This window comes from Microbulbifer elongatus (genome assembly GCF_021165935.1).
Taxonomy (GTDB): domain Bacteria; phylum Pseudomonadota; class Gammaproteobacteria; order Pseudomonadales; family Cellvibrionaceae; genus Microbulbifer; species Microbulbifer elongatus.
In genome coordinates this window covers 2318003-2342678 of the sequence record NZ_CP088953.1, presented here as the reverse complement: position 1 = coordinate 2342678, position 24676 = coordinate 2318003, and the positions used below count along the sequence as shown (strand labels likewise).

Annotated in this window: 22 protein-coding genes and 1 tRNA gene; 11 read left to right on the top strand and 12 right to left on the bottom strand. The window is 58.0% G+C overall.

The features are described 5' to 3' along the window. The first annotated feature begins 187 nt into the window (after nucleotides 1–187). The 4 genes from LRR79_RS09490 (at nucleotide 188) to mnmC (ending at nucleotide 4080) form a co-directional block, all read left to right on the top strand. Nucleotides 188–718: a glycine cleavage system protein R gene (locus LRR79_RS09490; protein WP_231756983.1), complete on the top strand. Its 531-nt coding sequence runs from the start codon at nucleotides 188–190 to the stop codon at nucleotides 716–718. A gap of 240 nt (nucleotides 719–958) precedes the next feature. Beyond that, a complete protein-coding gene (gene trmL, locus LRR79_RS09485; RefSeq protein ID WP_231756982.1) occupies nucleotides 959–1423 on the top strand; it encodes a tRNA (uridine(34)/cytosine(34)/5-carboxymethylaminomethyluridine(34)-2'-O)-methyltransferase TrmL in 465 nt (154 codons plus the stop codon). Between the two features lie 3 nt (nucleotides 1424–1426). Next, a complete protein-coding gene (fldB, locus tag LRR79_RS09480; protein WP_231756981.1) occupies nucleotides 1427–1981 on the top strand; it encodes a flavodoxin FldB in 555 nt (184 codons plus the stop codon). Nucleotides 1982–1986: 5 nt separating this feature from the next. Further along, nucleotides 1987–4080 (top strand): bifunctional tRNA (5-methylaminomethyl-2-thiouridine)(34)-methyltransferase MnmD/FAD-dependent 5-carboxymethylaminomethyl-2-thiouridine(34) oxidoreductase MnmC, encoded by a 2094-nt coding sequence (gene mnmC, locus LRR79_RS09475; protein ID WP_231756980.1) that lies wholly within the window; start codon nucleotides 1987–1989, stop codon nucleotides 4078–4080. A gap of 1 nt (nucleotide 4081) precedes the next feature. Here mnmC and LRR79_RS09470 read toward each other — a convergent pair whose 3' ends face one another. Next, the gene (locus LRR79_RS09470) at nucleotides 4082–4711 is read right to left on the bottom strand and encodes a DUF502 domain-containing protein (RefSeq protein WP_231756979.1); all 630 of its coding nucleotides are present in this window, start codon (nucleotides 4709–4711) and stop codon (nucleotides 4082–4084) included. A gap of 82 nt (nucleotides 4712–4793) precedes the next feature. Between LRR79_RS09470 and LRR79_RS09465 the strand changes: the two genes are divergently transcribed. Next, the gene (locus LRR79_RS09465; protein ID WP_231756978.1) at nucleotides 4794–5603 is read left to right on the top strand and encodes a glutaminyl-peptide cyclotransferase; all 810 of its coding nucleotides are present in this window, start codon (nucleotides 4794–4796) and stop codon (nucleotides 5601–5603) included. Nucleotides 5604–5609: 6 nt separating this feature from the next. Here the strand turns inward: LRR79_RS09465 and LRR79_RS09460 are convergent, their stop codons facing one another. After that, complete coding sequence (locus tag LRR79_RS09460) at nucleotides 5610–6074, bottom strand: hypothetical protein (RefSeq protein ID WP_231756977.1); 465 nt, start codon at nucleotides 6072–6074, stop codon at nucleotides 5610–5612. Nucleotides 6075–6236: 162 nt separating this feature from the next. Between LRR79_RS09460 and recQ the strand changes: the two genes are divergently transcribed. The 3 genes from recQ to LRR79_RS09445 all read left to right on the top strand — a co-directional run bounded on the left by recQ (nucleotide 6237) and on the right by LRR79_RS09445 (nucleotide 10852). Next, nucleotides 6237–8093, top strand: coding sequence for a DNA helicase RecQ (gene recQ, locus LRR79_RS09455; protein WP_231756976.1), 1857 nt, complete (start codon nucleotides 6237–6239; stop codon nucleotides 8091–8093). Between the two features lie 69 nt (nucleotides 8094–8162). Continuing rightward, a complete protein-coding gene (locus LRR79_RS09450) occupies nucleotides 8163–9515 on the top strand; it encodes a serine hydrolase domain-containing protein (RefSeq protein WP_231756975.1) in 1353 nt (450 codons plus the stop codon). A 347-nt stretch (nucleotides 9516–9862) separates the two neighbouring features. Beyond that, nucleotides 9863–10852, top strand: a complete 990-nt coding sequence (locus LRR79_RS09445) for a calcium/sodium antiporter (protein WP_231756974.1) — start codon at nucleotides 9863–9865, stop codon at nucleotides 10850–10852. Nucleotides 10853–10903: 51 nt separating this feature from the next. Here the strand turns inward: LRR79_RS09445 and LRR79_RS09440 are convergent, their stop codons facing one another. The 8 genes from LRR79_RS09440 to LRR79_RS09405 all read right to left on the bottom strand — a co-directional run bounded on the left by LRR79_RS09440 (nucleotide 10904) and on the right by LRR79_RS09405 (nucleotide 18283). Next, entirely contained in the window at nucleotides 10904–11221 is a 318-nt protein-coding gene (locus tag LRR79_RS09440; RefSeq protein ID WP_231756973.1) for a chaperone modulator CbpM, read from the bottom strand. A gap of 2 nt (nucleotides 11222–11223) precedes the next feature. Then, nucleotides 11224–12201: a DnaJ C-terminal domain-containing protein gene (locus tag LRR79_RS09435; RefSeq protein ID WP_231756972.1), complete on the bottom strand. Its 978-nt coding sequence runs from the start codon at nucleotides 12199–12201 to the stop codon at nucleotides 11224–11226. Nucleotides 12202–12305: 104 nt separating this feature from the next. Beyond that, nucleotides 12306–13067 carry an OmpW/AlkL family protein gene (locus LRR79_RS09430; RefSeq protein WP_231756971.1) on the bottom strand — a complete coding sequence of 254 codons (762 nt, stop codon included), beginning with the start codon at nucleotides 13065–13067 and terminating at the stop codon, nucleotides 12306–12308. 414 nt (nucleotides 13068–13481) lie between these two features. Continuing rightward, the gene (locus tag LRR79_RS09425) at nucleotides 13482–13787 is read right to left on the bottom strand and encodes a BolA family protein (protein ID WP_231756970.1); all 306 of its coding nucleotides are present in this window, start codon (nucleotides 13785–13787) and stop codon (nucleotides 13482–13484) included. Between the two features lie 31 nt (nucleotides 13788–13818). After that, nucleotides 13819–14610, bottom strand: coding sequence for a co-chaperone DjlA (gene djlA / locus LRR79_RS09420; protein ID WP_231756969.1), 792 nt, complete (start codon nucleotides 14608–14610; stop codon nucleotides 13819–13821). A 184-nt stretch (nucleotides 14611–14794) separates the two neighbouring features. After that, a complete protein-coding gene (locus tag LRR79_RS09415; protein WP_231756968.1) occupies nucleotides 14795–16108 on the bottom strand; it encodes a sodium ion-translocating decarboxylase subunit beta in 1314 nt (437 codons plus the stop codon). Between the two features lie 11 nt (nucleotides 16109–16119). Further along, nucleotides 16120–17922, bottom strand: a complete 1803-nt coding sequence (gene oadA, locus LRR79_RS09410) for a sodium-extruding oxaloacetate decarboxylase subunit alpha (RefSeq protein WP_231756967.1) — start codon at nucleotides 17920–17922, stop codon at nucleotides 16120–16122. A gap of 112 nt (nucleotides 17923–18034) precedes the next feature. Continuing rightward, nucleotides 18035–18283, bottom strand: a complete 249-nt coding sequence (locus LRR79_RS09405) for an OadG family protein (protein ID WP_231756966.1) — start codon at nucleotides 18281–18283, stop codon at nucleotides 18035–18037. A 408-nt stretch (nucleotides 18284–18691) separates the two neighbouring features. On the opposite strand from LRR79_RS09405, the gene LRR79_RS09400 reads away from it, so the two are divergent. From LRR79_RS09400 to ppnN, 3 genes are all read left to right on the top strand, one after another. Then, the gene (locus LRR79_RS09400; RefSeq protein ID WP_231760011.1) at nucleotides 18692–19696 is read left to right on the top strand and encodes a tRNA dihydrouridine synthase; all 1005 of its coding nucleotides are present in this window, start codon (nucleotides 18692–18694) and stop codon (nucleotides 19694–19696) included. A 202-nt stretch (nucleotides 19697–19898) separates the two neighbouring features. Then, nucleotides 19899–19975, top strand: a tRNA-Arg gene (locus LRR79_RS09395). A 201-nt stretch (nucleotides 19976–20176) separates the two neighbouring features. Then, on the top strand, nucleotides 20177–21559 hold the full coding sequence (gene ppnN / locus LRR79_RS09390) for a nucleotide 5'-monophosphate nucleosidase PpnN (protein WP_231756965.1): 1383 nt from the start codon (nucleotides 20177–20179) through the stop codon (nucleotides 21557–21559). A 55-nt stretch (nucleotides 21560–21614) separates the two neighbouring features. Here ppnN and LRR79_RS09385 read toward each other — a convergent pair whose 3' ends face one another. Both LRR79_RS09385 and LRR79_RS09380 read right to left on the bottom strand, forming a co-directional pair. Further along, on the bottom strand, nucleotides 21615–23450 hold the full coding sequence (locus tag LRR79_RS09385; protein ID WP_231756964.1) for a cation:proton antiporter: 1836 nt from the start codon (nucleotides 23448–23450) through the stop codon (nucleotides 21615–21617). A gap of 34 nt (nucleotides 23451–23484) precedes the next feature. Next, entirely contained in the window at nucleotides 23485–24588 is a 1104-nt protein-coding gene (locus tag LRR79_RS09380) for a zinc-binding alcohol dehydrogenase family protein (RefSeq protein ID WP_231756963.1), read from the bottom strand. Nucleotides 24589–24676: the final 88 nt, after the last annotated feature.

Here is a 24676-nt window from a genome sequence, read left to right as displayed (position 1 = left end):
CTCCCAAGTGATTCAGGTGGTTGGAATTATTTTCTGCACTCTGGGATTCAACACGCTGGTTAACGCCATGTAAAGGGTATTGAGTGGCATTCTCGGCTAGTTGAGGCCTATTCACGTTTTTTGCCCACTGGGGCTCTCACTGGCTACAATTCACCAAATTGTAATTAGCGCCAGGAAGGATGTCCCTATGCAACAGCACCTCGTGATTTCGATCATCAGCGATGATAAGCCCGGTGTGGTGGAGATGCTCTCCTCTGCGGTGGCGGAGAACGGTGGCAACTGGGAAGACAGCCGCATGGCACATTTTGCAGGTAAGTTTGCGGGAATCCTGCGGGTGAGTGTGACGGCGGAGGACAGTGCCCGTTTGCGGGAGGCGCTGCAGAATCTGGCGGGCGATGATTTCAAGCTGCAGATTGAGGATGCGTTGGCGGTGGCGGCGGACGGGCGCCAGACGTTGCAGCTGAAGCTGGTGGGCAGTGACCGGCCGGGGATTGTGAAGGAGATTTCCCGGGCGCTGGCGGCGCGCAAGATCAATATGGAGACGCTGGATACCCGTTATGGCAGCACGCCATGGAGTGGTGAACCGCTGTTCTCTGCGGAGTGTACGATCAGTGTGGCGGAGGATGTGAGCATCGATGGCCTGCACGACGAGCTCGATGAGATCGCCGATGAGCTGGGCGTCGAGATAGACTGCGAAGAGACGTCGTCCGCGTTATAATCCGCGCCTTATTGTTGGGCGAAACAGGCCAATTCAGACCTCCAGCCCCAGGGTTTTTAAGCTGCTCCGTGGCGGTGCCGGTATCGGGTACTGCCTTGCGAGACACGCCGTGAACCCATCCCTGGGGGCTCTGCACCGCCATCCATGGCGGTGAAGGTCTCGCAAGGCAGTACCCGATCCCGACACCTTCACGTTAACTTCCTGTAGTTCAGCCGCAGCTACTACTACCCCTTTGCATACATGTTCAAAATCGTCCTCTACCAACCAGAAATTGCCCCAAACACCGGCAATATCATCCGTCTATGCGCCAATACCGGAGCCGAGCTGCACCTGATCGAGCCCCTGGGGTTTGCGATGGATGACAAGCGCCTGCGCCGCGCGGGGCTGGATTATGCGGAGTACAGCCGCGTGGTGCGCCACCGGGACTGGGAGGCGTTTGTGGCGGCGGAGCAGCCGAAGCGGGTGCTGGCGCTTTCGACCAAGGGCAGTAAACCGCATTCGGAGGTGGCCTTTGCGGCGGAGGATGCGATTGTGTTTGGGCCGGAGACGCGGGGCTTGCCGGCGGAGTTTCTGGCGATGACGGGGAAGGAAAATACGCTGCGTATTCCCATGTGTGCCAACAGCCGCAGTATCAATCTGTCCAATGCGGCAGCCATCGTTATTTATGAGGCCTGGCGTCAGCTGGGCTATGTGAACGCTCAGTAGATTATGCAAACAACAGACAGTTCCCTCGATACGTCCCTGGCCCCGATCGGGCTGTTTTACGGTTCCAGCACTTGTTACACGGAGATGGCGGCGGAGAAGATTCGCGATCGTATCGGTGAGGAGTGGATCGATCTGCACAATGTGGCGACGGACGATGTGGCACAAATGCAGGATTACGATTTTCTGATTCTCGGTATTCCGACCTGGGACTATGGCGAGTTGCAGGAGGATTGGGAGAATTGCTGGGATCAACTGGCGACGCTGGATCTGAGCGGCAAGAAGGTGGCCTGTTACGGGCTTGGGGATCAGGAAGGTTATCCGCAGTGGTATCAGGATGCATTGGGCTACCTGCACGCGCAGGTGGTCGCGGTGGGGGCCAAGGCGGTGGGTTACTGGTCCGCTGAGGGCTATGAATTTGAGGAGTCCAAGGGACTGACGCCGGACGGCAGTCAGTTTGTGGGACTGGCGCTGGATGAAGAGAATGAGTTTGATCTCAGCGATGAACGACTGGATCAGTGGTGCGCCCAGGTGATGCGTGAATTCGGTCTTGCGGCTTAATCTTTATGAGCGACCAGGAACGGCCTGACAAGCTGCCCGATGAAAAACCCGAAGATCCCAGCTCGGTTCGCCACGCGCAGCTGGAGTGGCGCGACAACGGCCAGCCGGTTTCCAGCGCCTTTGACGATATCTACTTTTCCACCGCCTCGGGGCTCGAAGAAACCCGCCACGTTTTTCTCGCACAGAATCATCTACCGGAGCGCTGGAACGGGCTTGCGGAGAATGCGGTCTTTACCCTCGGCGAAACCGGCTTCGGCACCGGACTGAATTTTCTCGCGGCCTGGCAACTCTGGAAAAGCACCGCGCCCGCGTCCGCGCATCTGCATTTTGTCAGTGTCGAGAAATACCCCTTGCATCCCAAGGATCTGGCGCGGGCGCTGGCAATGTGGCCGGAGCTGGAGGCGTTCAGTGCACAGTTGATCGCCAACTACCCGGGGTATCTCGCCCACGGGGTACACCGGATCAATTTTCCCGGCAATGTGCATCTGACCCTGGTGATTGGTGAGGCCAGTGCCGGTTTTGAATCCCTGGCTCTGGAAGATCCACAGCGAGACCGGCAAATCGATGCCTGGTTTCTCGATGGGTTTGCGCCCTCAAAAAATCCCGAGATGTGGAGCAAGGCGCTGTTCCGCGCCATCGCAACCTTGAGCGCACCGGCAGCCACCTTCGCCACTTTCACCTGTGCAGGCATTGTGAAACGCGGGCTGAAGTCCGTGGGCTTCGCCCTGGAAAAGGTACCTGGGTTCGGGCGCAAGCGGGAAATGCTGCGGGGGCGGTTCGCCCCAGAACAAGAAGAGAAAGAAAAACAGGAAGGCGCAGAGGCACAACGCTATTCGAGCACACCCTGGCACCTGCCGCCTGCGCCTGTGCAAAAGCCGAATGCCATCGCCATCATTGGTGCCGGAATCGCCGGTGCCGCGGCCGCCCAGGCTCTGGCTGCGCGGGGCTTCCTGGTGACCGTGTTCGAGGAAGGGGCACTTGCGGGCAGTGGCGCGTCGGGAAACGACCAGGGTATCCTCTACGGGAAGCTCTCTCCCAAACCCGGCCCCAACGGGGATTTCAATCTGCAGGCCCTGCAGTTTGCCCAGCGCTTTTACCCGAACCGCTGCCCACAGGCGGCGCACCTCAACGGTCTGTTGCAACTGGCACAATCGGACAAAGAGCGGCAGTTGCAGCAGCAGATTTGCCAACACCTGAAACTGGACGCCCACAGCCCGCTGGCACAACCGGTGACGGCAGAAGAGGCCACCGAACTCGCCGGCGTAACATTAGGCTTCCCCGGCCTGTATTTCCCCAAGGCCGGCTGGCTGCAACCCCGGCAGGTCTGCAACAGCCTTTTACAGCACGACAACATTCACTTGCAGTTCGCTACCCGGGTACGGGAGGCGCAGTACCAGAATGATCAGTGGCAGCTGCACGTCCAGGGCCAGGAAAAGCCGCGGTGCTTTGATGCGCTGATCCTGTGTACCGCCAATTTCAATCGCCAGTTCCCGCAAACGGCTCCCCTGCCCCTGCAGCCCATTCGCGGTCAGGTCTCTTTTGCCAAGGCGACCCGCGCCACAGAGAAACTGAACATTGCCCTGTGTGGCGAGGGCTATATCGCTCCGGCATCAAGTGCGCTGGAAACGCAAGAAGCGCCACATCACAGCTTCGGTGCCACCTTCAAACTCAAGCAGACGGAAACGGATATTCGCGAAGAGGAGCACCGGGAGAACCTGCAAACCCTCGGCACCCTGCTCCCGGAATTTGAGAAAGAATTTGCCGGGCAGCCCCTGGAGGGCCGCGCGGCGCTGCGCGCCGCGACACTGGACTACCTGCCCATGGCGGGCCCCGTAGCACAGTGGGACGCGCTGGAAAGCACTTACAGTGCGCTGAGAAAAAACCGTAAGCAGCGGATTCCCCGACGCACGCGCTACCAGCACAATCTCTACGTGCTCGCCGGCCTGGGTTCGCGGGGGTTTACCTATGCGCCGCTGGCCGCGGAGGTACTGGCGGCCTGGATCAACAATGAAGTGATGCCGGTATCGGAGGATCTGGTGAAAGCACTGCACCCAATGCGCTTCGCCATTCGCGCATTGGGCAAAAACAAGCCGATCTAGCCTAGACTTTCTCTTCCAGCGCCGGTGCCGCCAGCAGCTGGCCACTTCCCGAGCCGCAGGCAACAATGGATTTCATCGCCGCCTCGACCGTCACATGGGGCAGGATTTCCACACACTCCGGTGGCAGGTGGTACACAAACCCGGAGGTGGGCACCGGTGCGGTTGGGACATAGACCGTGAAGTGGCCGTCCGCATGGGTAGAGGTCACGATCGCCGTTACCGACAGCGGGTTGCCGGCGCCGTGAATCCGCGCTCTGGCCACCGGCCCCGACAGCACTCCCTCGGTTCCCCCGCCACCAATAAACTGCAGCACCAATTCCTTGATGGTGTTGTAACCCGGTGCCAGTTTACCCAGCCAGTGGTCCAGGTGCCGGTGTATCCAGCGGCCCACGCTGGTTTTTACCAACAGACCGATCACAAAGCAGAGCCCGAGAATCACGGCGATCACGATCAGCCGGGCAAAATTATCCTTGAACTCCGTATGCGCCTGCATCCACTCTGTGGCGGGCGCCACCAGTTCACTGATCTGGCCGAACAGCCACTGGAACAGCAGAATAAAGATGGCTATGGGTAAGACGACCGCCAGGCCACCTAACAGGGTTAACGTAATAAATGTTTTAATTCTGGTCATCTTGGCTTCTAGTAAGAACTGCACGCATTGTTATGGAACGCCGATACTCCGCCGGCGTCTACCGGGAACCCCGAATCAGACCATGAAAACCGCCCTCTTCGCTCTGCTCTCGCTCACACTGTGCGCTTCCGTGGCCGCCGCCCCGCAGGCGGTGCCCTACCGGGTACTGGAGAGCAAGCCCCGCCCTGCCGACCACTTTACCCAGGGACTCTATTTCGACGGCGAACGCTGGCTGGAAAGCAGCGGCCTGTACGGCCGGTCCTGGCTGGCGGAGTATACCGACCCGGGGGGTAACCCGGTAAGACGCAAATGGCTGGCGAGCAACCGCTTTGCCGAGGGGCTCGCGGTGTTTGGTGATTACCTGTATCTGCTCACCTATCGCGCAGGAGAGCTGCAGATCTACGATCGCCGCAACTTCCAGCTGGTCCATCTGCTGCATTACTCCGGTGAAGGCTGGGGACTGACCAGCGATGGAGAATCTCTGATCATGAGCAATGGCAGCGATACGCTCACTTTCCGTACCCCCGATGGCTTCAAGGTGACCCGCAGCCTGAAGGTCTCCGGTGGCGGACAGCAGTGGTCGCGGTTGAATGAACTGGAATATGCGAATGGATTGATCTGGGCGAATATCTGGCAGGATACCCGGATCATCGCCATTGACCCGCACTCAGGCAAAGTGCAGGGATGGGTGGACCTGAAGACGCTGCAGGAGAAGAGTCTGCTCGGCCGGCGGCACGTGGATGCGGTGGCCAATGGTATCGCCTGGGACAAAGCCCGCAATGGACTCTGGGTAACGGGAAAGCTATGGCCCAGGCTTTACCTGATCCGCCCCCGGGGACTCGGGTTTGAGGGAGAAAACCAGGGAACGGAAAAAGCAGAAAGCGCGCGCTAGCAGCGATCAGTTCCGGTAGTAATCAATGACGGTCAGAAATCCACCGGGGCGAACGGTTTCCAGCGCCGGACCGCGCACCTGTAAGCGATAGCCGCGCTGCCGGCGTTCCAGGGTTACGCCATCTGCGCCGCGATCGCCATCGAACAGCATCGCATGATCCCCGTTGGATGCCCGCCACTGAATCCCCTCGACATTCCGCATGCCCGGCAGTTCGATGGTCAGCGCCTGCAGATCGCTGGGCAGTTCGCGCATTTCCATCCGGGCGATACCCGACGATGTGGCAAGAGAGTAGTTGAGCTGGTGTGCTGGGGCCGGCTTCCAGCCCAGGTGGGTATCCGCCACGGCGGACTGAGCGAGATGGCGCGGATTGATGGGCTCTGGAGTCTGGCTTGCACAGCCAGCGAGTCCGAGCATAAAAATCACCGCCCAGATGCGATATTTGATATTAGACGTCGATGTCATTGCGCGCATAGCATTTTCCCTGTCTATGTCAGCGGTGCACGGATTATAGTACAACTTCTCATTTACGGAAGGATTGGCGCGCCAAACCCAAGGCAAGCGGCGCCAATTTTTCCCGGGACCGGCAGCCCTACCCGTTCGCCTTGGTGTGGATTCAGGCGGTATACTCCCGCCATGAATGACACCCAGCCCACCACCGACGCCTCTCCCCGTTACATCCTGGAACACACCTTTGGCTACACCGAATTTCGCGGTGACCAGCAAGCCATCATTGAAACCCTGGTGAATGGGCAGGACGCCCTGGTACTGATGCCAACCGGCGGGGGCAAGTCTCTGTGCTACCAGATTCCCGCTCTGGCCCGCCCGGGCTGCGGGGTGGTGATTTCTCCATTGATCGCCCTGATGCAGGATCAGGTAGAAGCCCTGACCGCGGTGGGCGTGGCCGCGGCTTTTCTGAATTCCTCGCTGGATTATCAGCAGGGGCAGGCATTGGAAGCGCAATTACTGCGCGGTGAACTGGACCTGCTCTATCTGGCACCAGAGCGCCTGCTACAGCCCAGGACCCTGGAGCTGCTCAGCCAGGCGCACATCTCTTTATTCGCCATTGATGAGGCACACTGTGTCAGCCAGTGGGGACACGATTTCCGCGCCGACTACCTGCAACTGTCCTGTCTGCATGAGCGCTTTCCCACGGTGCCACGAGTGGCTCTGACCGCTACCGCCGACCAGCGGACACAAGGAGAAATTGCTCGCCGCCTGGACCTGGAAAGCGCACGTCACTTCGTCAGCAGTTTTGACCGCCCGAACATTCAGTATCGGATTGCAGCCAAAAACAATCCGAAGCGCCAACTGCTGCAATTTCTCAACGAAGAACATCAGGGGAATGCCGGGGTTATTTACTGCCTGTCGCGCAACAAAGTGGAGACCACGGCGAGCTGGCTGCAGCAGCAGGGGTTTAACGCCCTCCCTTACCACGCGGGCCTCTCCGCCGAGGTACGGGCGGAGCACCAGCGCCGTTTCTTGCGGGAAGAAGGGGTGATTGTGGTGGCCACCATCGCTTTTGGTATGGGTATCGACAAGCCGGATGTACGCTTTGTCGCCCACCTGGATCTTCCCAAGAGTATCGAAGCCTACTATCAGGAAACCGGGCGCGCCGGGCGCGATGGGGAACCGGCCACCGCGCTTTTGCTCTACGGGCTGGAAGACGTGGTGAAACTCAGCCAGATGGCGAATACCTCCGAGGGCAGCGAAGAGCACAAGCGCCAGGAGCGCCAGCGTCTCGACGCCATGTTGGGACTGTGCGAAATCACCAGTTGCCGGCGCCGCGCTCTGCTGCGCTATTTTAACGAGGAGCTGGCACAGGATTGCGGCAATTGTGATACCTGCCTGACACCACCGGTCACCTGGGATGCCAGTGACGCATCACGCAAACTGATGTCATGTATCTATCGCACCGGCCAGAGGTTCGGTGCTGCCCATGTGATCGATGTACTGCGCGGTGCCGACACGGAGAAAATTCGCCAGTTCAATCACAATCAGGTTTCCACCTACGGTATCGGCAGCGATCTCAGTGCCAACGAATGGCGCGCGGTGGTCCGGCAATTGGTGGTGCGAGGCTACCTGCAGGTGAATGCTGAAGCCTTCAACGCCCTGCAACTCACCGAACAGTGCCGCCCGGTGTTGCGCGGCGAGGAACCGGTACAGTTGCGCACGCTACCGAAAGCCGCAAAGGCAACCGGAAAATCCGAAAGTGGCCGCTCCCGCGCCGCAGTGGAAATTTCCGAGCAAGACCGGCCTCTGTGGGATGCCCTGCGTGGCCTGCGCAAGTCCCTGGCCGAAGAACTCGGCGTGCCCCCTTACGTCGTGTTCCACGATGCGACGCTGCGGGAAATGCTCAGTGCCCGCCCGCGCAACGAACAGGAAATGCTGGCAGTATCCGGCATTGGCGACAGTAAGTTGGCGCGGTTCGGCGAACCGTTTCTGAAGCTACTCGCGGAATTTGAAACGGTCACCGAGGCTGACACGAATTAACCTGTCCATCGACGGGTACATCGGCAATGATTTGCGCTTATGAACAGCAAATCACGGTGCCGAGATCGAATGAAAAAAATAATTCTGAGCCTGCTCGCAGTCATCGCCGCATTCGTACTGGCGCTCGCGCTTCTTGCCCCCCGGCTGTTGGGATTTTCCATCACCGAACTGGGCAATGCGGTGCGCGTTTCCACCGGTATGGGCGCCAAGCTCGCCTGCTCTGGCCGCTACCTGTCCGGGTTTGATCACACGCGCAACCTCAATGATCTGGCGTCCTACTCGCCGGCCAACCGACTGCTGGACCTGGTTTACGATGATCAGGCCAAGCGGGTCACCGCCACCCTCATGGGCATGGGGGAAACCAGCGCAACCTTTCGCCCGGGCCTCGGCTGTACACTGGATATCGGGGATTCCAGCGCCCTGGATCAGGTAACGGTGAAGCCGCTTGCGGCGTCTTCCGCCCCCTGGCCGAGTGGCAGTGGCGCTCCCGATATCGATCCGACACTGCAAAAAACCCTCAATGCCATGCTGAGCCAGGACAGCGCATCCGGTCTCAATACCCGTGCACTGCTGGTGGTTCAGGATGGAAAGCTGGTTGCCGAATCATACAGCGACGGGATTACCCCCCAGACGCCGCTGCTCGGCTGGTCTATGGGTAAGAGTGTGACGGCGATGCTGGTCGCCCGGTTGCAGGCCGTGCAGCCAGACAACGACACCTCCTCTCCACTCTTTCCCCAGTGGAGTGACGAGCGCAGCCAGATCAGCCTGGAGAACCTCCTGCAGATGTCGTCCGGACTGGCATTCGACGAAACCTACGCCCCCGGCAGTGACGCCACCGAAATGTTGTTCGGTGCTCACAGTGCATCAGATATCGCACTGCAAAGCCCACTGGCGCACCCGCCCGGCAGCTACTTTTCCTATTCGTCCGGTACCACCAATCTTCTGGCCCGCTGGGTATATGAGCAGCTGGGTGCCGCCCCACAGGCGAGTGTCGACTTTTTCCAGCAGCAACTCCTGGCACCGCTGGCCATGGCCAATACCACCTTCGAGGTGGATGGCAGTGGCGTGTTTGTGGGCAGTTCCTACCTTTACGCGCCCGCTCGCGACTGGGCGCGGCTCGGCCAGCTGATGCTGAATGGCGGAGAATGGGAGGGTACAGCGCTATTGCCCGAGGGTTGGGTCACCAGCGCCAGCACACCCAATGCCAGCACCAACGAACCGCGGTACGGTTATCAGTTCTGGCTGAACGGTGGCGGAGAATCCCTGCGCTACCCGGAGCTGCCCGCAGACAGCTATTTTATGCTGGGCAACCGCGCGCAGGCGGTAATGATTTCACCCTCAACCAATACGGTTGTCGTGCGCCTCGGCTGGACCAAGGGCGACTACCCCACCGGCCCGAATTTCGCCCGACTGCTGCCTTAATCTGACCGGTTTAGCCTCGTTCAGTGCGGCACCTGTGATTCAATCACCTGTGCCGCCTTGGCATAAATGCCGAGTCTTTCTGCCAGCTGCGATAAATAGCCCCGCCCCTGCGGATTGTCCGACTCTCCAGACTCACCAGAATACTGACCGGGCTTCGGGCCTGCACCCGACATCAAACCAGAAAACAAACTAAGGTCCACCAGATTGCACCACCCACCGGGCGCCCCCCGATTTATCACTGCAAGTGAGAGCCAATGCCGTTACAATCGGCCCCCGATTTCAGCCCCACTTCCGGCGCCTCGATTGGCGCGAGAGTGGATGGCCGTTCATTAAAACCAGGGAACCCCATGATTCTTGCTTCGCTTGCCATTATTGCCGGATTTCTTTTGCTGATGTGGAGTGCCGATCGCTTTGTCGATGGTGCGGCCGCGACCGCCAAGCACGCGGGGATGCCACCACTGCTGATCGGCATGGTGATTGTGGGCTTTGGCACATCGGCGCCAGAAATGGTCGTATCCGCCATGGCCGCCCTGGACGGTAGCCCGGGGCTGGCACTGGGTAACGCCTACGGCTCCAATATTGCCAATACCGGCTTGATTCTCGGTGCCACTGCACTGTTCATTCCGCTCACCGTCAACAGCAAAATTATTCATAAAGAACTGCCGTTGCTGTTGATCATCACCTGTATTACCGCGGCCTTTTTCTGGAACGGCACTCTCAGCAGGGCCGAAGGGGCGATTTTGCTGGCCGGCTTTTTCGGTGTCATCGGCTGGTCTATTTACTCCGCCATTCAGGGCAAGGGCGACCTGATTGAAAGCGGTATGCAGGACAACCTGGAAGAGCACGATATGCCACTGGGCAAGGCGCTGTTCTGGGTGATTGCGGGACTGATTCTACTGGTGGTCAGTTCACGGATGCTGGTATGGGGAGCGGTGACCATTGCGCACCAACTTGGCGTCAGCGATCTGATCATCGGGCTGACAATTGTCGCGCTGGGTACCTCTCTACCCGAGCTGGCGGCGACACTGGTGGCAGCCAAGAAAGGTCAACACGATATTGCCATCGGCAATGTGGTGGGCTCCAACATGTTCAACTTGCTGGCAGTGGTCGGCATCGCTGGTACCATCGCCCCCATGCCCGACGTGCCCCACGAACTCATCACCCGTGACTGGCCAATGGTGATGGGGCTGACACTCGCGCTGTTTGTTTTTGGCTACGGGTTCGGCAAACGCCAGGGACGTATCAACCGTTTCGAAGGGGGGGCGCTGCTGGCGGCCTATGTGGCCTACACTGCGTACCTGGTGTACGAAATTACCAGCACCGCAACGGCGGCCTGACGTTCCGGATCAAATCGCGCGGGGATTCACGGGCGCAATATCCCTGTCTCCCTAGCGCCGCTCAAGACGCCGCACCCGAGCCCGCAGCTGCTCAATCTCTTCCAGCAGCTCCAGTGCCAGTGCGGCGCCCGCGTGATTTACTCCAAGATCCCGCTCCAATCGATATACGCGGCGCACCCGACGCACGCAGATTCCACTGAAACGCAAACCTGTCCCTTCCCCCTGCGCATCGATAACACCGTGTTCGACCATAGCCAGCACCTGCTCTGCCGTCAGGTCGCAGGCCATACAAAGTTCTCGCAGGGTAAGGATGCTGTTCTCGTCGAGGATCTCGGCAAGAACCTCTTCCGACGGACTCCCGGATGGCATGCTCAGGCACCTCCATGGCTGTTAGGCTTGCGTGGATCAAACTGAAAGCTGTCGCGAAACTGACGGTACGCTGCTCGCTCCTCTTCACTGTGAGCCGGCGGAGTGACAATATCCAGAACCACATACAGGTCCCCCGGCTCTTTCGCCGGTAGTCCCTTTCCCTTCAGACGCAACTTACCCCCATTCTTACTGTTGGGCGGCAGGGTAAGATTCAACGCGCCCTCCGGCGTGGTCACCGGAACTTTGCCCCCAAGGGCGGCCTCCCAGGGCGCCACTGGAAGCTCCAGATATACGGTTTTCCCCTCCACGCTATAGCGGGCGTGCGGGTTGAACACGATTTCCAGATACAGATCCCCCGGTTTTCCGTCACCCAGGCCCGGCTGCCCCTGACCCGCCAGGCGTATCTGCTGGCCTTCGGTCACCCCCTTGGGGATCGTCACATTCAGTGTGCGTTCTTTTACTACGGGGCGCCCGTCTGCCCCCAGCGCTGAGTGCTTGAGGGTAATCTGTCGCTTGCGTCCCCGATAGCTGTCTTCGATATCAATAGCGATACGTGCGTGGGTGTTGTCCCCCTGAGCGTGGAACGACTGGCCCGCCTGACCAAAACCTCCACGGTGAAATCCACCCTGACGGAACTCGCCTCCTCCGAACAGGCTCTCAAAAAAATCACTGAAGGCCTCGGGGTCTGCTTCGGTATATCCGCCACCGCGAAATTCAAACCCCTGATCCCAATCTGGCGGTGGATTAAAGTCCTCACCGCTATTCCAGCGCTTGCCGAGCTGATCGTAGGCGGCGCGCTTTTCCGGATCTTTCAGTACTTCGTAGGCTTCGCTCACTTCTTTAAAGCGATCCTCCGCATCATCCTCTTTACTCACATCCGGATGATACTTGCGTGCCAGCTTGCGGTAGGACTTCTTGATCTCATCTTGTGAGGCGCTGCGTTCGACGCCAAGAATCTGGTAGTAGTCACGGTACTCCATGGATGATGGCCACTTCTCGATCGTTACCGGAAAAAGAAAAAGGCACCCGAGGGTGCCCTTTTCCGTTCATCCCTGAACGCTACTCGTTAAATCACGCCAGGTGATTAGAAGGAGTAACCAACACCCAGGTTGAATACCCAGGGGCTGTAATCCACGTCGTCGGATACGCTCAGGCGCGGATTACGCGGCAGAGTAGTATCGGTGTAATAGGTCGTCAGATCGGTGTCGGCATCCATGTACAGTACCGCGGCGTTAACCAGGAAGGCGCTGTCGCGGCCAAAGCGGAAATCCACACCCAGTTGACCGGCGACACCCCAGGAGTGACCCAGACCGTAGTCCACATCACGGATACCCAGATCCGGATCCCAGTTGTTGATATCGTCGCGGAAACGTCCACGCAAATGCTCATCACTGAAGTCGGTGTAGTTCACACCGATACCGATGTATGGCTGACCCAGGCAATCGCGGCTCAGCGGGTACCAGTTCAGGAATGCATTCGCATAGCTGGCATCGAAGCTACCTACACGGTAACGGTCAGTGTCATAAGTGATATTGCCGTAGCGAATATCTTCAACGTCCAGATCGTGCTGGGTGGAACCGATGTACATCAGCTCGACGCCCCAATGCTCTACTGGCAGCCATGCACCGGAAATATTCCAGGTGGTATCAGCGTCTACATCAAACTTTGCCGTGCTGTATCGATCGCTCAGACGGAACTGATCGCTATCGTCGTTAGGATCTACCCAGCTGGCGCCAACACGTACAACAAAATCTCCATCACTCAACCAATCGGCAGAAGCCTGCTGGGCATTGACCAGAGCGGCTACAGCGATCGCAAGCGGTGTCAGAACGCGTGTCATTTTCATTGAGAACTCCATCGTATTCGGCAAATTAAACAGCAATTGACCCAATCACTTGTCAGTCTAGACACGCTTGTGAGCGGCTGTAGAAAAAACAACCAAAAAAAATCTTCAGCTGTGGAACTTTTGGCCGATTCTGTCGCCGCGTCCTTCGATAAACAAAAGTGAAACGCCAGACGTAAAATGAAACGGAGCAGAGGATGGGGCTATCGGCGGGGAAATAAGCGCCAAAAAAGTTATCTCAGGCGCCACACAGGAAAGAAAAGAAGCAAGTCGCGCCAATCGTTTGCGGAAAACGATGGGCACACCGGAAAAATAGGAAATTTTCCGTCAGTTATTCAGGCGACATTCAGGTCCGACATCCCTGAAAATCGCAAGCGTAAAGAAGTGTTGAGTAAACAAAAATTGGCGGGAAAACGCTTATTCTTTCCCGCCGCCAAGGCACTGAGGACTATCCGGCGCCTGTCCGCGCCATTCTTCACCGGTAAACAAATGCAGCGCCAGTGCATGAATGGGTCCAGCCATTTCCTCCGCAAGCACACCGTACACTTTCTGGTGCCGCTGTACTTTTCGCAGGCCATTCAGCACCTCGCTGACCAGCACTACCCGAAAGTGCATTTCAGAGCCTTCCGGTACATTGTGCATATGGCTTTCGCACTGTACTTCGATATGGGATGGGTCAAAAGCTGCTGTCAGCTTTTCCTGAATCTGCTGCGCAAGGGACATTTCCGCTTATCTACCTCTCTCAAATCCTGAATCAGGCCTGGTTTATTTCTGCTTGACGCTTACGCGCCGCAACAATCGTATCGTAGGCGACGGTCACGCTCTTCATCTGGTCTTCCGCATGACGCATGAACTCTTCCGGTAGACCCTTCGAGGCAATTTTGTCCGGATGGAATTCCGCGGCCTTGCGCCGGTAGGCCAGTTTCAGTTCGCGATCACTCACGTCCGGGCTGCACTCCAGCACGTCGTAATGTGCCTTGAGACTGTCGCCGCTGGCCGCAGGGCCTCGGCCATGGCCAAACTCATTGAACATGGCGGTGAAAATGGAGGCGTGCAGACCGAGCTCTTCGGGAATTTTGCGCAGAATCTGTTCTTCCGCCGGATGCAGTTCCCCATCGGCAAAAGCCACCGCAAACAGCAGGCGGTAGACCATCTCACGCATGGCCTGGTTGCGAATCAGCTGACTATACTGGCGCGCGTAATCGTATATTGAGTACTGATCCGTTTTGGCATTCTGGAAAATCTTGATCGCCTGCTGGCGATCTTCGGCATTCAGGCGCAGGTTGTTGTTGATAAAGTCGTCGATCAACTGCACTTCGGCTTTGGACACCTGCCCATCCGCCTTGGCCATTTTCGCCAGCATCGAGAACAGGGCGACGATAAATACCGCCTGGGCGCCATCGCGGTTCAGCGTAATACCCGCTTCACTGAGCTTTTTCAGGCCGGAGCCAAAGGAGCCCCCAACCCAGGCCCCCAGGGCCGCACCTATAGGACCGCCAAACATCATGCCGATTCCGGCACCGATACCCGCTCCTAACCAGGACATAACTTCTCCTTCCGGACACCTGCACTGGCGCCACTAACGGTAAAAAACGGTCGCCATCTTACCACGAGGTGCTGCGCGCCCCTATTCTGCGCGACCAGGGTTCGACTTCACGGTCACGCTCTCTGTCGACGCAATAAAAAACCCCGCCGAAGCGGGGTTTCACGAATCGCGTCCGGTGAGGCGATCAGCCGGTCATGGCGCGCACCATGGTAATCATGACCCCGGCAGCCACCGCGGAGCCGATCACCCCGGCCACGTTCGGGCCCATGGCGTGCATCAACAGGAAGTTGTGCGGGTTGGCTTCCAGGCCCAGCTTGTTGGATACCCGCGCGGCCATTGGCACGGCGGATACACCGGCAGAGCCGATCAGCGGGTTGACCTTGTTCTTGCTCATGGTGTTCATCAATTTTGCCATCAATACCCCGGCGGCAGTACCGATGGCAAAGGCCACAATACCCAGCGCCAGAATGCCGAGGGTTTTGGGGTCAAGGAACTTGTCTGCGGCCAATTTGGAGCCCACCGAGAGACCAAGGAAGATGGTGGTGATATTGATCAGTGCATTCTGCGCGGTATCGGAAAGTCGGGATACCACACCGCATTCACGCATCAGGTTACCGAAACAGAACATACCCAGCAGCGGTGCCGCGTCCGGTAGGAACAGCGCCACCAGTATCAGCAAAACCAGCGGGAAGATAATCTTCTCGCGCTTGCTCACATGGCGCAGCTGCACCATTTCAATACGGCGCTCCTGCTCGGTGGTGAGCGCGCGCATGATGGGCGGCTGAATCAGGGGTACCAGGGCCATATAGGAATAGGCGGCTACGGCAATCGCACCCAGTAGATCCGGTGCCAGCAGGCTGGACACATAGATCGCGGTGGGACCGTCTGCACCACCGATGATACCGATGGCCGCCGCGTCGGCGATGGAGAAATCCATTATCCCTGCCGCAGACATGGCGACCGCGCCCAGAACCGTTGCGAAAATACCGAATTGCGCGGCGGCACCGAGGAACAGGGTGCGCGGGTTGGCCAGCAGTGGACCGAAGTCCGTCATGGCACCAACGCCCATAAAAATCACCAGTGGAGCGACACCGGAAGCAATGGCCACGTTATAAAAGTTGTACAACATGCCATTGGAAAAGCCCGCATCCGCAGCCACCTGGGACGCCCGCTCTGCGGCCGCTGCCGGCGCACTTTCCAGGGCCGCCTTCAATCCGTCGATGGATTCAGAAGCAGACAGGCCGAGAGCCTGGGACAGTTGCGCCAGCACGCCGGCGTCACCGGAGGCAATGGCCGCTTCCACTGCTGGCAGCGCCAGATTGGCGCCTGGGATATTCGCCAGAATACCGCCAAAGCCAATGGGCACCAGCAGCAGCGGCTCAAAGTTTTTGCGAATCGCCAGAAACAGCAGACCGAGGCAGACCACGATCATGGAGAACTGGCCGATCGTCATCTGGTTGGCGCCAGACGAAAGCCAGAGGTTGGTTAAATTTTCCACGGTACCCCCCGTTACGCGATGGTCAGCAGGTCGTCGCCCACCGCCACGGAGTCGCCTTCTTTAATGGTCACACCAGTGACGCTGCCCGCCCGGGGCGCACTGACCGCGGTTTCCATTTTCATGGCTTCAAGAACCACAATGGTCTGGCCTTCGGCGACCTGGTCACCGGGCTTCACCAGCACTTTAAAGATGTTCCCTGCCAGAGGGGCTTTTACCGGCTCGCCGCCGCCCGTTGCCGCAGGTGCTGCTGCGGCGCCAGCAGGCGACTCGCCACCCACTTTCACCATGCCGGTAACGTCGCCGCCATCGGCCACGGTAACGGTGTAGCTTTCGCCCTCTACAGAAACGGTGTACACACACTCGCCCTGATCGTTTTTCACTTCACTGGATTCGTTGCCAGTAGGCACCGGTTCGAAGGCTGAAGCATCGCCGCGGTTTTTCAGGAACTTCAGGCCGATCTGCGGGAAAAGTGCGTAGGTGAGTACATCGTCAATTTCGCCTTCCCCGGAAGTCAGCGCAATACGTTCTTCGGCAGATTTCTGCTTCAGCTCCGCGGACAGTTTGTCGAGTTCCGGAGCAATCAGATCCGCCGGGCGACAGGTTACCGGCTCACCGCCTTCCAGAACCTTGTCCTGCAGCTCCTTATTGACGTCTGCTGGCGTTGCGCCGTACTCGCCCTTCAATACTGCGGCGGTTTCCTTGGAGATGGATTTGTAACGCTCGCCCGTCAGTACATTCAGTACAGACTGGGTACCCACGATTTGCGAAGTGGGTGTGACCAGTGGGATGTAACCCAGGTCTTTGCGAACCCGTGGAATCTCCTCCAGTACTTCGTCCAAACGATCACCAGCGCCCTGCTCGCGCAGCTGGTTTTCCATATTGGTCAACATGCCACCGGGTACCTGCGCCACCAGAATGCGGGAATCCACACCGCGCAGGGAACCTTCGAATTTCGCGTACTTTTTCCGTACCTCGCGGAAATACGCGGCAATTTCTTCCAGCAGATTGATGTCCAGACCGGTATCGCGATCGGTGCCCTCCAGAATCGCCACCACCGCCTCGGTGGGGCTGTGACCATAGGTCATGGACATGGAGGAAATCGCGGTGTCGATATTGTCGATACCTGCTTCGACACACTTCAGAGCCGTTGCCGTAGACAGGCCAGTGGTGGCGTGGCACTGCATATGGATGGGGATATCCACCGCGGCTTTCAGCTTGGAGACCAGCTCGTAGCCTTCGTAGGGGCGCAGCAGGCCGGCCATATCTTTAATGGCAATGGAGTCCGCCCCCATGTCTTCAATCTGACGCCCCAGATCCACCCACATGTCCATGTTGTGCACCGGGCTGACGGTATAAGAGATTGTGCCCTGTGCGTGCTTGCCCTGTTTCTTAACCGCCGCCAGTGCGGTTTTGAGGTTGCGCATATCGTTCATGGCATCGAACACACGGAAAACATCCACACCGTTGGTGGCTGCGCGCTCGACAAACTTTTCCACCACATCATCTGCGTAGTGTCGGTAGCCCAGGATGTTCTGGCCGCGGAACAGCATCTGTTGCGGCGTGTTGGGCATGGCTTTTTTCAACTCGCGAATGCGCTCCCAGGGATCTTCCCCCAGGTAGCGAATGCAGGCATCAAAGGTAGCCCCACCCCAGGATTCGAGAGACCAGAAGCCAACCTTATCCAGTTTTTCTGCGATGGGCAGCATGTCGTCCAACCGCATCCGGGTGGCAAACAGGGATTGGTGGGCGTCGCGCAGAACTACGTCGGTAATTCCGAGCGGGGTTTTATTAACAAAAGAGTTAACCTCAGTCATGGGTGATCTCTCTTCGAAATTGATCTTGGCAAATGAAAAATGATGGCGCTTTCTATCCGCTGCTCCGCGCCGACGGGGTCAGGCACGGAAAACCGGCAAATAATCTGAAAAACTATTTACGGCGGTTGCGGTGCTGCTCGATGGCAGCTTCGATAATTTTGCGCAGGCGCTGGTTACCAGCGTCGGATTGTGTTGTGGGCGCGAGAGAAGGCGCAGCGGCAGGCTCTGGCTCAGGGAAGTAACGGGTCATGACGCGGGACATGACGGTGGTACAAATCACCAGCAGCAGCAGAAATGTAAATACGATTCCCATGCCGAACAGCGTGATGTCCAGACCTTGCTGCAGAAGTGCGTCTTGCACGATAACCCCCTCGCTTCGTTGCTTTTATTACTCTGATTATTGCTCTGGCAGTTTCCCCGGGCTCAGAACCTGCGCCCGTGGCGATACCAGACTTATAGGCAGGCCGATGCAACCTGCATTGGAGCGGGCGATATTATCAGTAAAAGAACCTTTCAAAATCAAACACTTATTAGTTACAGAAGCAACCAAGAAGCACCCAAAAACCTTCCTTTTCGACCATTTTGCCTGCCAGATTCGACCAGTTAGCCTTGTCCGCAGAATCTCGCCTGCCCTCTCCCGCCCGCCGGCCGTGCCTTTGCGCCCCACCCCCAGGACACTGCACATTATCTAACCAGGCACGGACTTTTCTCGTACAATGCGCGCGCCCCTGTCGCTCACTGCTGTACACACGGACCTATTTTGTCATCCATGAACACCGAATCCACTCAAGCCACGCCCCCACTGATCTATCAGGCCCCCATGGAAGGTGTGATTGATCACCATGTGCGCGCGCTGCTGTCGAAAATCGGGGGAGTGGATATCTGTGTCACCGAATTTGTCCGTGTCACCCACACCAAATTGCCACGGCGGGTTTTCACCCGCCTCTGTCCAGAGCTGGAACGAGGGGCTGTAACGCCCTCGGGAACGCCGGTTAAGTTACAGCTGTTGGGGGGCAATCCAAGTGCCATGGCCTTTAACGCGATTCGCGCAGTCGAAGCGGGCGCCACCGCCATCGACCTGAACTTCGGCTGCCCGGCCAAGCATGTGAACAACAGCGATGGCGGAGCATGCCTGCTGAAAACCCCTTCCCGGGTAGAAGCCGTTGTCTCCGCTGTGCGGCAGGCGGTGCCGCCGGAGATCCCGGTATCGGCAAAAATTCGGCTGGGATTTGAAGACCGCAGTGCCTATATGGACAACGCTCGTGCGGCAGAAGCCGGCGGCGCCTCGGAGCTGGCGGTGCACGCCCGCTCCAAGGTGGATGGCTACCGGCCACCCGCCTACTGGGAGTACATCGGGGAAATTCGTCAGGCGCTGGGTATTCGCGTGATCGCCAATGGAGATCTGTGGACCCTCGCAGACTTCCAGCGCTGCCGGGAGGTCACCGGTTGTGACGCGTATATGTTCGGCCGAAGCCTGCTGGCACGCCCGGATATCGGCCTGCAGATTCGTGCACTCTGCGCCGGAGAGCAAGTAAAGCCCCTCGCCTGGCCCCAGGTGGCCAGCATCCTCTATGAGTACTACACCACCACCAAGGATATATACCCCGCCAAGTACCTGGGCAACCGGGTCAAGCAGTGGCTCGCCTACCTCAAGCTGAGCTTTCCGCAGGCCCAGGTGTTCTTCGAGCAAATCAAGCGCCACCGGGACCCGGAGATTCTGGAGCGGGCCTTTGCGCTTCACCGCAATGCCCCCGAGGCGGAACCCGCCATTTAACCGGCTGAAGAAAAATTGAAAAAACTGCTTGCATTGGGTCAGAAGGCGCGGCAGAATGCGCGCCCTATCGAGCTGAAGCAACGGTTTCGGCCAACAGCAAAAGCTCGGTAACTTGCGGATTTTAAAAGAATTTTTAAAAAATCTTTTAAAAAAAACGTTGACGAAGCCAAGGCAAGTCACTATAGTTCGCAACCACAACGACGCGCTCGTAGCTCAGCTGGATAGAGTACCTGGCTACGAACCAGGCGGTCGGAGGTTCGAATCCTCCCGAGCGCGCCATACAAGAAGCCCCGAACTCGTAAGAGCTCGGGGCTTTTTCTTTTCCGCCTACCCCTCCCTGCACAACTTTTCCAAACTTGACGCACCCGTCAGCTATCCTTAGTCAGGAACCGGAAAATAAAACCTTTTCCGCCAGACGTAATCTGATAATGAAATGCCCCTGCGTGGCGGCATCACACAACAAGTATTACTGGGGGTTGTATGACCACAGAACTTATCGAACTCGTCGATGCACGAGTCTCCCCTACCGGACAGTTCGATATTCTTTCCAAATATGAGATCCACAAGCTCACCGACACCAGCCGCGGCCCGCAAAACACCATTTTCCGCAACTGTGCCCTGGCCGTTCTGAACTGCGGCAATTACATGGACGACGGCAAAGAACTGCTGGAAAAGTTTTCCGACTTCGATATTTCCGTCATCCCCACCGAGCGCTCGGTCAAACTCAAGGTGACTAACGCGCCGGCTACCGCATTCGTGGATGGACGGATGATTCAAGGGATCGCCGAACACCTGTTTGCCGTACTGCGTGACATCATTTATGTGCGCAGTGAGATCACCGGTGATCCGCGCTATGACCTGGTTTCCGCCCAGGGCGTCACCGATGCGGTATTCCACATATTGCGAAATGCAGGCACCTTCGACCGTACCCGCGCACCGCGACTGGTGGTGTGCTGGGGCGGCCACTCCATTTCCCGGGAAGAATACGACTACACCAAAAAGGTGGGCTATGAGCTGGCCCTGCGCAGCCTGGATATCTGTACCGGCTGTGGCCCCGGCGCCATGAAAGGCCCCATGAAAGGCGCCACCATCGGCCACGCCAAACAGCGGGACGCACACGGTCAATATCTGGGAGTCACCGAGCCGGGAATCATTGCCGCAGAGGCTCCCAACCCCATCGTAAACCAGCTGGTGATCATGCCGGATATTGAGAAGCGCCTGGAAGCGTTCGTGCGCACCGGCCATGGCATCGTGGTATTTCCCGGGGGGGCCGGCACCGCGGAAGAGATTTTGTATCTGCTCGGCATACTCCTGCACCAGGACAACAGAGAACAGCCACTCCCGGTCATCTTTACCGGACCCGCCAGCGCCGCGGCGTACTTTGAGCAGATTGATCAGTTTATTGGTGAAACCCTGGGCGAGGAAGCGCAGTCCCGCTATCAGATCATCATTGACGATCCACAGGAAGTGGGCCGACAGATGGCCGCGGGAATTCTGAAAGTACGCCAGTACCGCAAAGATACCGGGGATGCGTACTACTACAACTGGAAGCTGAAAGTATCCACTGAGTTCCAGCGGCCGTTTATTCCGACGCACGAAAATATGCGGGAGCTGGCGCTGCACAACCACCAGGAACCGTATCTACTGGCGGCAAATTTACGCCGCGCCTTTTCGGGCATCGTGTCCGGGAATGTAAAGGACGAAGGGATTCGCAATGTAGAGAAAAACGGCCCCTACGAATTGCGCGGTGACCCAGCCTTGATGCGCAGTATGGATACATTGCTGAATTCCTTTGTCACCCAGCAGCGGATGAAACTGCCCGGAAAAGCGTACCGGCCCTGCTATACCATCAGCACGGACTGATTTCCGCCCGCCACCGTTCCACCATCACTTCCGCCACCGGCTACGGTGGCGGTCCTCACCCCCGCCCATCCGCCACCTCACTATGGTCGGACTCCTCCGCCGGTGCAATCAGGCTGACGATCTGCCAGTCCTCTTTTATCTCGAACTCGTGGCCGATCGTGCAGATATAAATTTTCCCCTGCGGGTCGACGGCATACAGACGGGTCGCACGGCCGCCGTAGGTTGCCTCATAGTCTTCCAGCGTAAACGCCTCGGTGAGTCGGGTTGTGCGTATGGTCGCGCCGCGGGCGGCCAGACTGGCCAGGCGACTGTAGGTCGCATTTTCCGAGAATAGCGTCAACTTCCGGGCGTAGTCTTCCGATACCTGATGGCTGGCACGCCCCGGCTGAGCCCCCGGATTCAGCCCAAATACCGCACCATCTCCCAACAGGTGTTCGAAGTGATAGGTCACCAATGGGTTGAGCTGTTTGTAGGGTGACAGCACCAGTACCTTCCCCACCGTAGATAGGTCCATGGTCAGGCTGGCATGCTCGGAAATCGGATTGCCATAATAGGTGGGAATATTATCCATACGGGCTTCGCTGATGGCATCCCAGTTGGTATCGGCAATCCGGACCGGCACCTCCTTTTGCATCAGGTCTTTTGCCAGCATACGGGAGAATTTTCCAGCCCCAAAAATCAGGAACCCATTGGGGTATGGCGCACGCACCCCGATTAGTTTCGCCATGGGTTTTGCCGTCAGACTCTGGACAACCACCGTCGTGATAATAAGCAGAAATACCATCGGCACCAGCAGCTCGGATTTCGGCAGGCCGAAGGATTCCATTTTCAGGGCGAACAGCGCAGAAACCGCAGCGGCAACGATACCCCGCGGGGCAATCCAGCTGAGCATCGTCAGCTCCCGCCAGTTGAGCCCCGAGCCCGGCGCCGACAGAAAAACGGACAGGGGGCGCGCGACATACATGATGGCCGCCAACACAATGACTGCACCCCACCCCAACTGCGCAAGAGTGAACAGCTCCACCCTTGCCGCCAGCAGGATAAATAGCGCCGAGATAAGCAGTACGCTGAGGGTTTCCTTGAACTCAAGGATGTCGTCTACCTCGAGACCTTTCATATTGGCCATCCAGATCCCCATCACCGTCACCGTCAGCAATCCCGACTCGTGCGCCAGTAAGTCCGAAATGGCATAGGCGCCGAGCATCAGGGTCAGCACTGCGGTGTTGCGGAGATAGTGGGGCACCCAGTTTTTTCGCAGCATGGTGCCGAGAAAGTGGCCCATCAGGGAACCCAGACCGAATCCGATCACCACCACTTTCAACAGTAAAATCAGTGAATGCTCAAACGGGTTTTGCGCAGCGACGATGTATTCGTAGACGAGGACCGCAAGGAGCGCGCCGATGGGGTCGATGACGATACCTTCCCAGCGCAGGATATTGGAGATGCGAGTATTCGGGCGCACGGTACGTAACATGGGCACAATCACGGTCGGCCCGGTGACCGTCACAATCGCCCCAAACAACGCTGCCAGCTGCACCGGCATACCGAGGACATAGTGTGCAGCCGGGGTGGCGATCAGCCAGGTCACCAGAGCGCCCAGGGTACACAGGTTGCGTACCATGGTGCCGTGTCCGGCAAGATCGGAGAGTTTCAGGGTAAGCGCGCCCTCAAACAGAATGATCGCCACTGCCAGTGATACCAGCGGGAACAGAAGATCCCCGAACAGCGCATCCGGGTCCAGCACCCCGGTCATGGGCCCCAATGCCAGCCCAGCCAGAAGCAGCGGCAGAATCGCCGGCAGCTTGAGCATATACGCCAGGTACTGACAGGCCATCGAAACGATACCCACCAGCACCAGCATGGCCATGGGGTTTGCAAGGATCTGTTCCATAGAAGTGCGTCAGCCAAAATCCGATTACTGAAGGTTACCCTATCATATCGAACCGGCTACCCATCACCGCGATTTTTTGCGCGGCAAAACCTTCCAGCACAATTTTGCCCACTGAACGGTTACTCTCGATCTGCTTATGTGCGCGAATCAGGTTCTCCGCATTGATGGCTCCGTAGTGTTCACCCAGGGTTGACTGGACAACGCCGCGGTCAATCAATTGCGACAGTGCGGTCAACAAGTCATGTTGCTTCTGCATATCTCCGGTGCCAAACATGGAGCGGGTGTACATAAACTCCCAGTGCAGGGAGATGGATTTGGTTTTCAGTTCCAGAATATCCAACCCTTCTTTGGGGTCGTCGATCAGTGCCAGCTTGCCCTGTGGTGCGAGCACCTCAACCAGCTGGTGGAAGTGCTCGCCGGTGTGGGTCAGGCTGATCACATGGGTCACCTGTTCGATCCCCAGGGCCTGCAACTGCGGCAACATAGGCTGATGATGGTTGATGACGTGATCCGCACCCAGCTCTTTTACCCAATTTTCACTCTTCGCTCGCGACGCGGTACCGATTACCGTAGCGCCGGTCAGTTTTTTGGCGAGCTGAACCAGAATCGACCCGACACCACCGGCCGCACCCACCACCAGTATCCGCGCGGCCTCACCGGTCTCCGTAAAACCGTCGGTATATGACGTTACTCCGGTCGGCAGCTGCGCTGCGAACCCCAGCCGGTCAAACAGTAACTCCCAGGCGGTAATGGCCGTCAGAGGCATGGCGGCGGCTTCGACGTCCGACAGCGACATCGGCTTTTTCCCAACAATGCGCTCATCCACCAGCTGATACTCCGCGTTGGAACCGGGCCGCGTCAGGTCGCCGGCGTACCAGACGGAATCTCCCACTTCAAACAGTGAGACACCGTCACCCACCGCGACCACCTCACCGACGGCATCCCAGCCCAGCACCTTGTATTCTCCGTGGTCGGGCGCGACCGAGGCACGAATTTTGGTATCCACCGGGTTTACCGAAATGGCGCGAACCTTCACCAGAAGGTCCCGGCCCGAGGCTTGTGGCACTGGCAGATCCACATCAACCAGTGCATCCGGAGCATTGATATCGAGAGGTCGGGTATAGGCAATCGCTTTCATGGTTCTAATCCTGGGTTAGCCCCCGAGGAGCGGGGCGGCGTTTACGTTGACTCGGGTATTGTCGCCAATGTATTCCATGCTATAAACA

Bases quoted from the DNA above. Each gene is read 5' to 3' on its own strand.
- LRR79_RS09490 (WP_231756983.1), top strand. From the start codon at position 188: ATGCAACAGCACCTCGTGATTTCGATCATCAGCGATGATAAGCCCGGT.
- trmL (WP_231756982.1), top strand. From the start codon at position 959: ATGTTCAAAATCGTCCTCTACCAACCAGAAATTGCCCCAAACACCGGC.
- fldB (WP_231756981.1), top strand. From the start codon at position 1,427: ATGCAAACAACAGACAGTTCCCTCGATACGTCCCTGGCCCCGATCGGG.
- mnmC (WP_231756980.1), top strand. From the start codon at position 1,987: ATGAGCGACCAGGAACGGCCTGACAAGCTGCCCGATGAAAAACCCGAA.
- LRR79_RS09470 (WP_231756979.1), bottom strand. From the start codon at position 4,711: ATGACCAGAATTAAAACATTTATTACGTTAACCCTGTTAGGTGGCCTG.
- LRR79_RS09465 (WP_231756978.1), top strand. From the start codon at position 4,794: ATGAAAACCGCCCTCTTCGCTCTGCTCTCGCTCACACTGTGCGCTTCC.
- LRR79_RS09460 (WP_231756977.1), bottom strand. From the start codon at position 6,074: ATGCGCGCAATGACATCGACGTCTAATATCAAATATCGCATCTGGGCG.
- recQ (WP_231756976.1), top strand. From the start codon at position 6,237: ATGAATGACACCCAGCCCACCACCGACGCCTCTCCCCGTTACATCCTG.
- LRR79_RS09450 (WP_231756975.1), top strand. From the start codon at position 8,163: ATGAAAAAAATAATTCTGAGCCTGCTCGCAGTCATCGCCGCATTCGTA.
- LRR79_RS09445 (WP_231756974.1), top strand. From the start codon at position 9,863: ATGATTCTTGCTTCGCTTGCCATTATTGCCGGATTTCTTTTGCTGATG.
- LRR79_RS09440 (WP_231756973.1), bottom strand. From the start codon at position 11,221: ATGCCATCCGGGAGTCCGTCGGAAGAGGTTCTTGCCGAGATCCTCGAC.
- LRR79_RS09435 (WP_231756972.1), bottom strand. From the start codon at position 12,201: ATGGAGTACCGTGACTACTACCAGATTCTTGGCGTCGAACGCAGCGCC.
- LRR79_RS09430 (WP_231756971.1), bottom strand. From the start codon at position 13,067: ATGAAAATGACACGCGTTCTGACACCGCTTGCGATCGCTGTAGCCGCT.
- LRR79_RS09425 (WP_231756970.1), bottom strand. From the start codon at position 13,787: ATGTCCCTTGCGCAGCAGATTCAGGAAAAGCTGACAGCAGCTTTTGAC.
- djlA (WP_231756969.1), bottom strand. From the start codon at position 14,610: ATGTCCTGGTTAGGAGCGGGTATCGGTGCCGGAATCGGCATGATGTTT.
- oadA (WP_231756967.1), bottom strand. From the start codon at position 17,922: ATGACTGAGGTTAACTCTTTTGTTAATAAAACCCCGCTCGGAATTACC.
- LRR79_RS09400 (WP_231760011.1), top strand. From the start codon at position 18,692: ATGAACACCGAATCCACTCAAGCCACGCCCCCACTGATCTATCAGGCC.
- ppnN (WP_231756965.1), top strand. From the start codon at position 20,177: ATGACCACAGAACTTATCGAACTCGTCGATGCACGAGTCTCCCCTACC.
- LRR79_RS09385 (WP_231756964.1), bottom strand. From the start codon at position 23,450: ATGGAACAGATCCTTGCAAACCCCATGGCCATGCTGGTGCTGGTGGGT.
- LRR79_RS09380 (WP_231756963.1), bottom strand. From the start codon at position 24,588: ATGAAAGCGATTGCCTATACCCGACCTCTCGATATCAATGCTCCGGAT.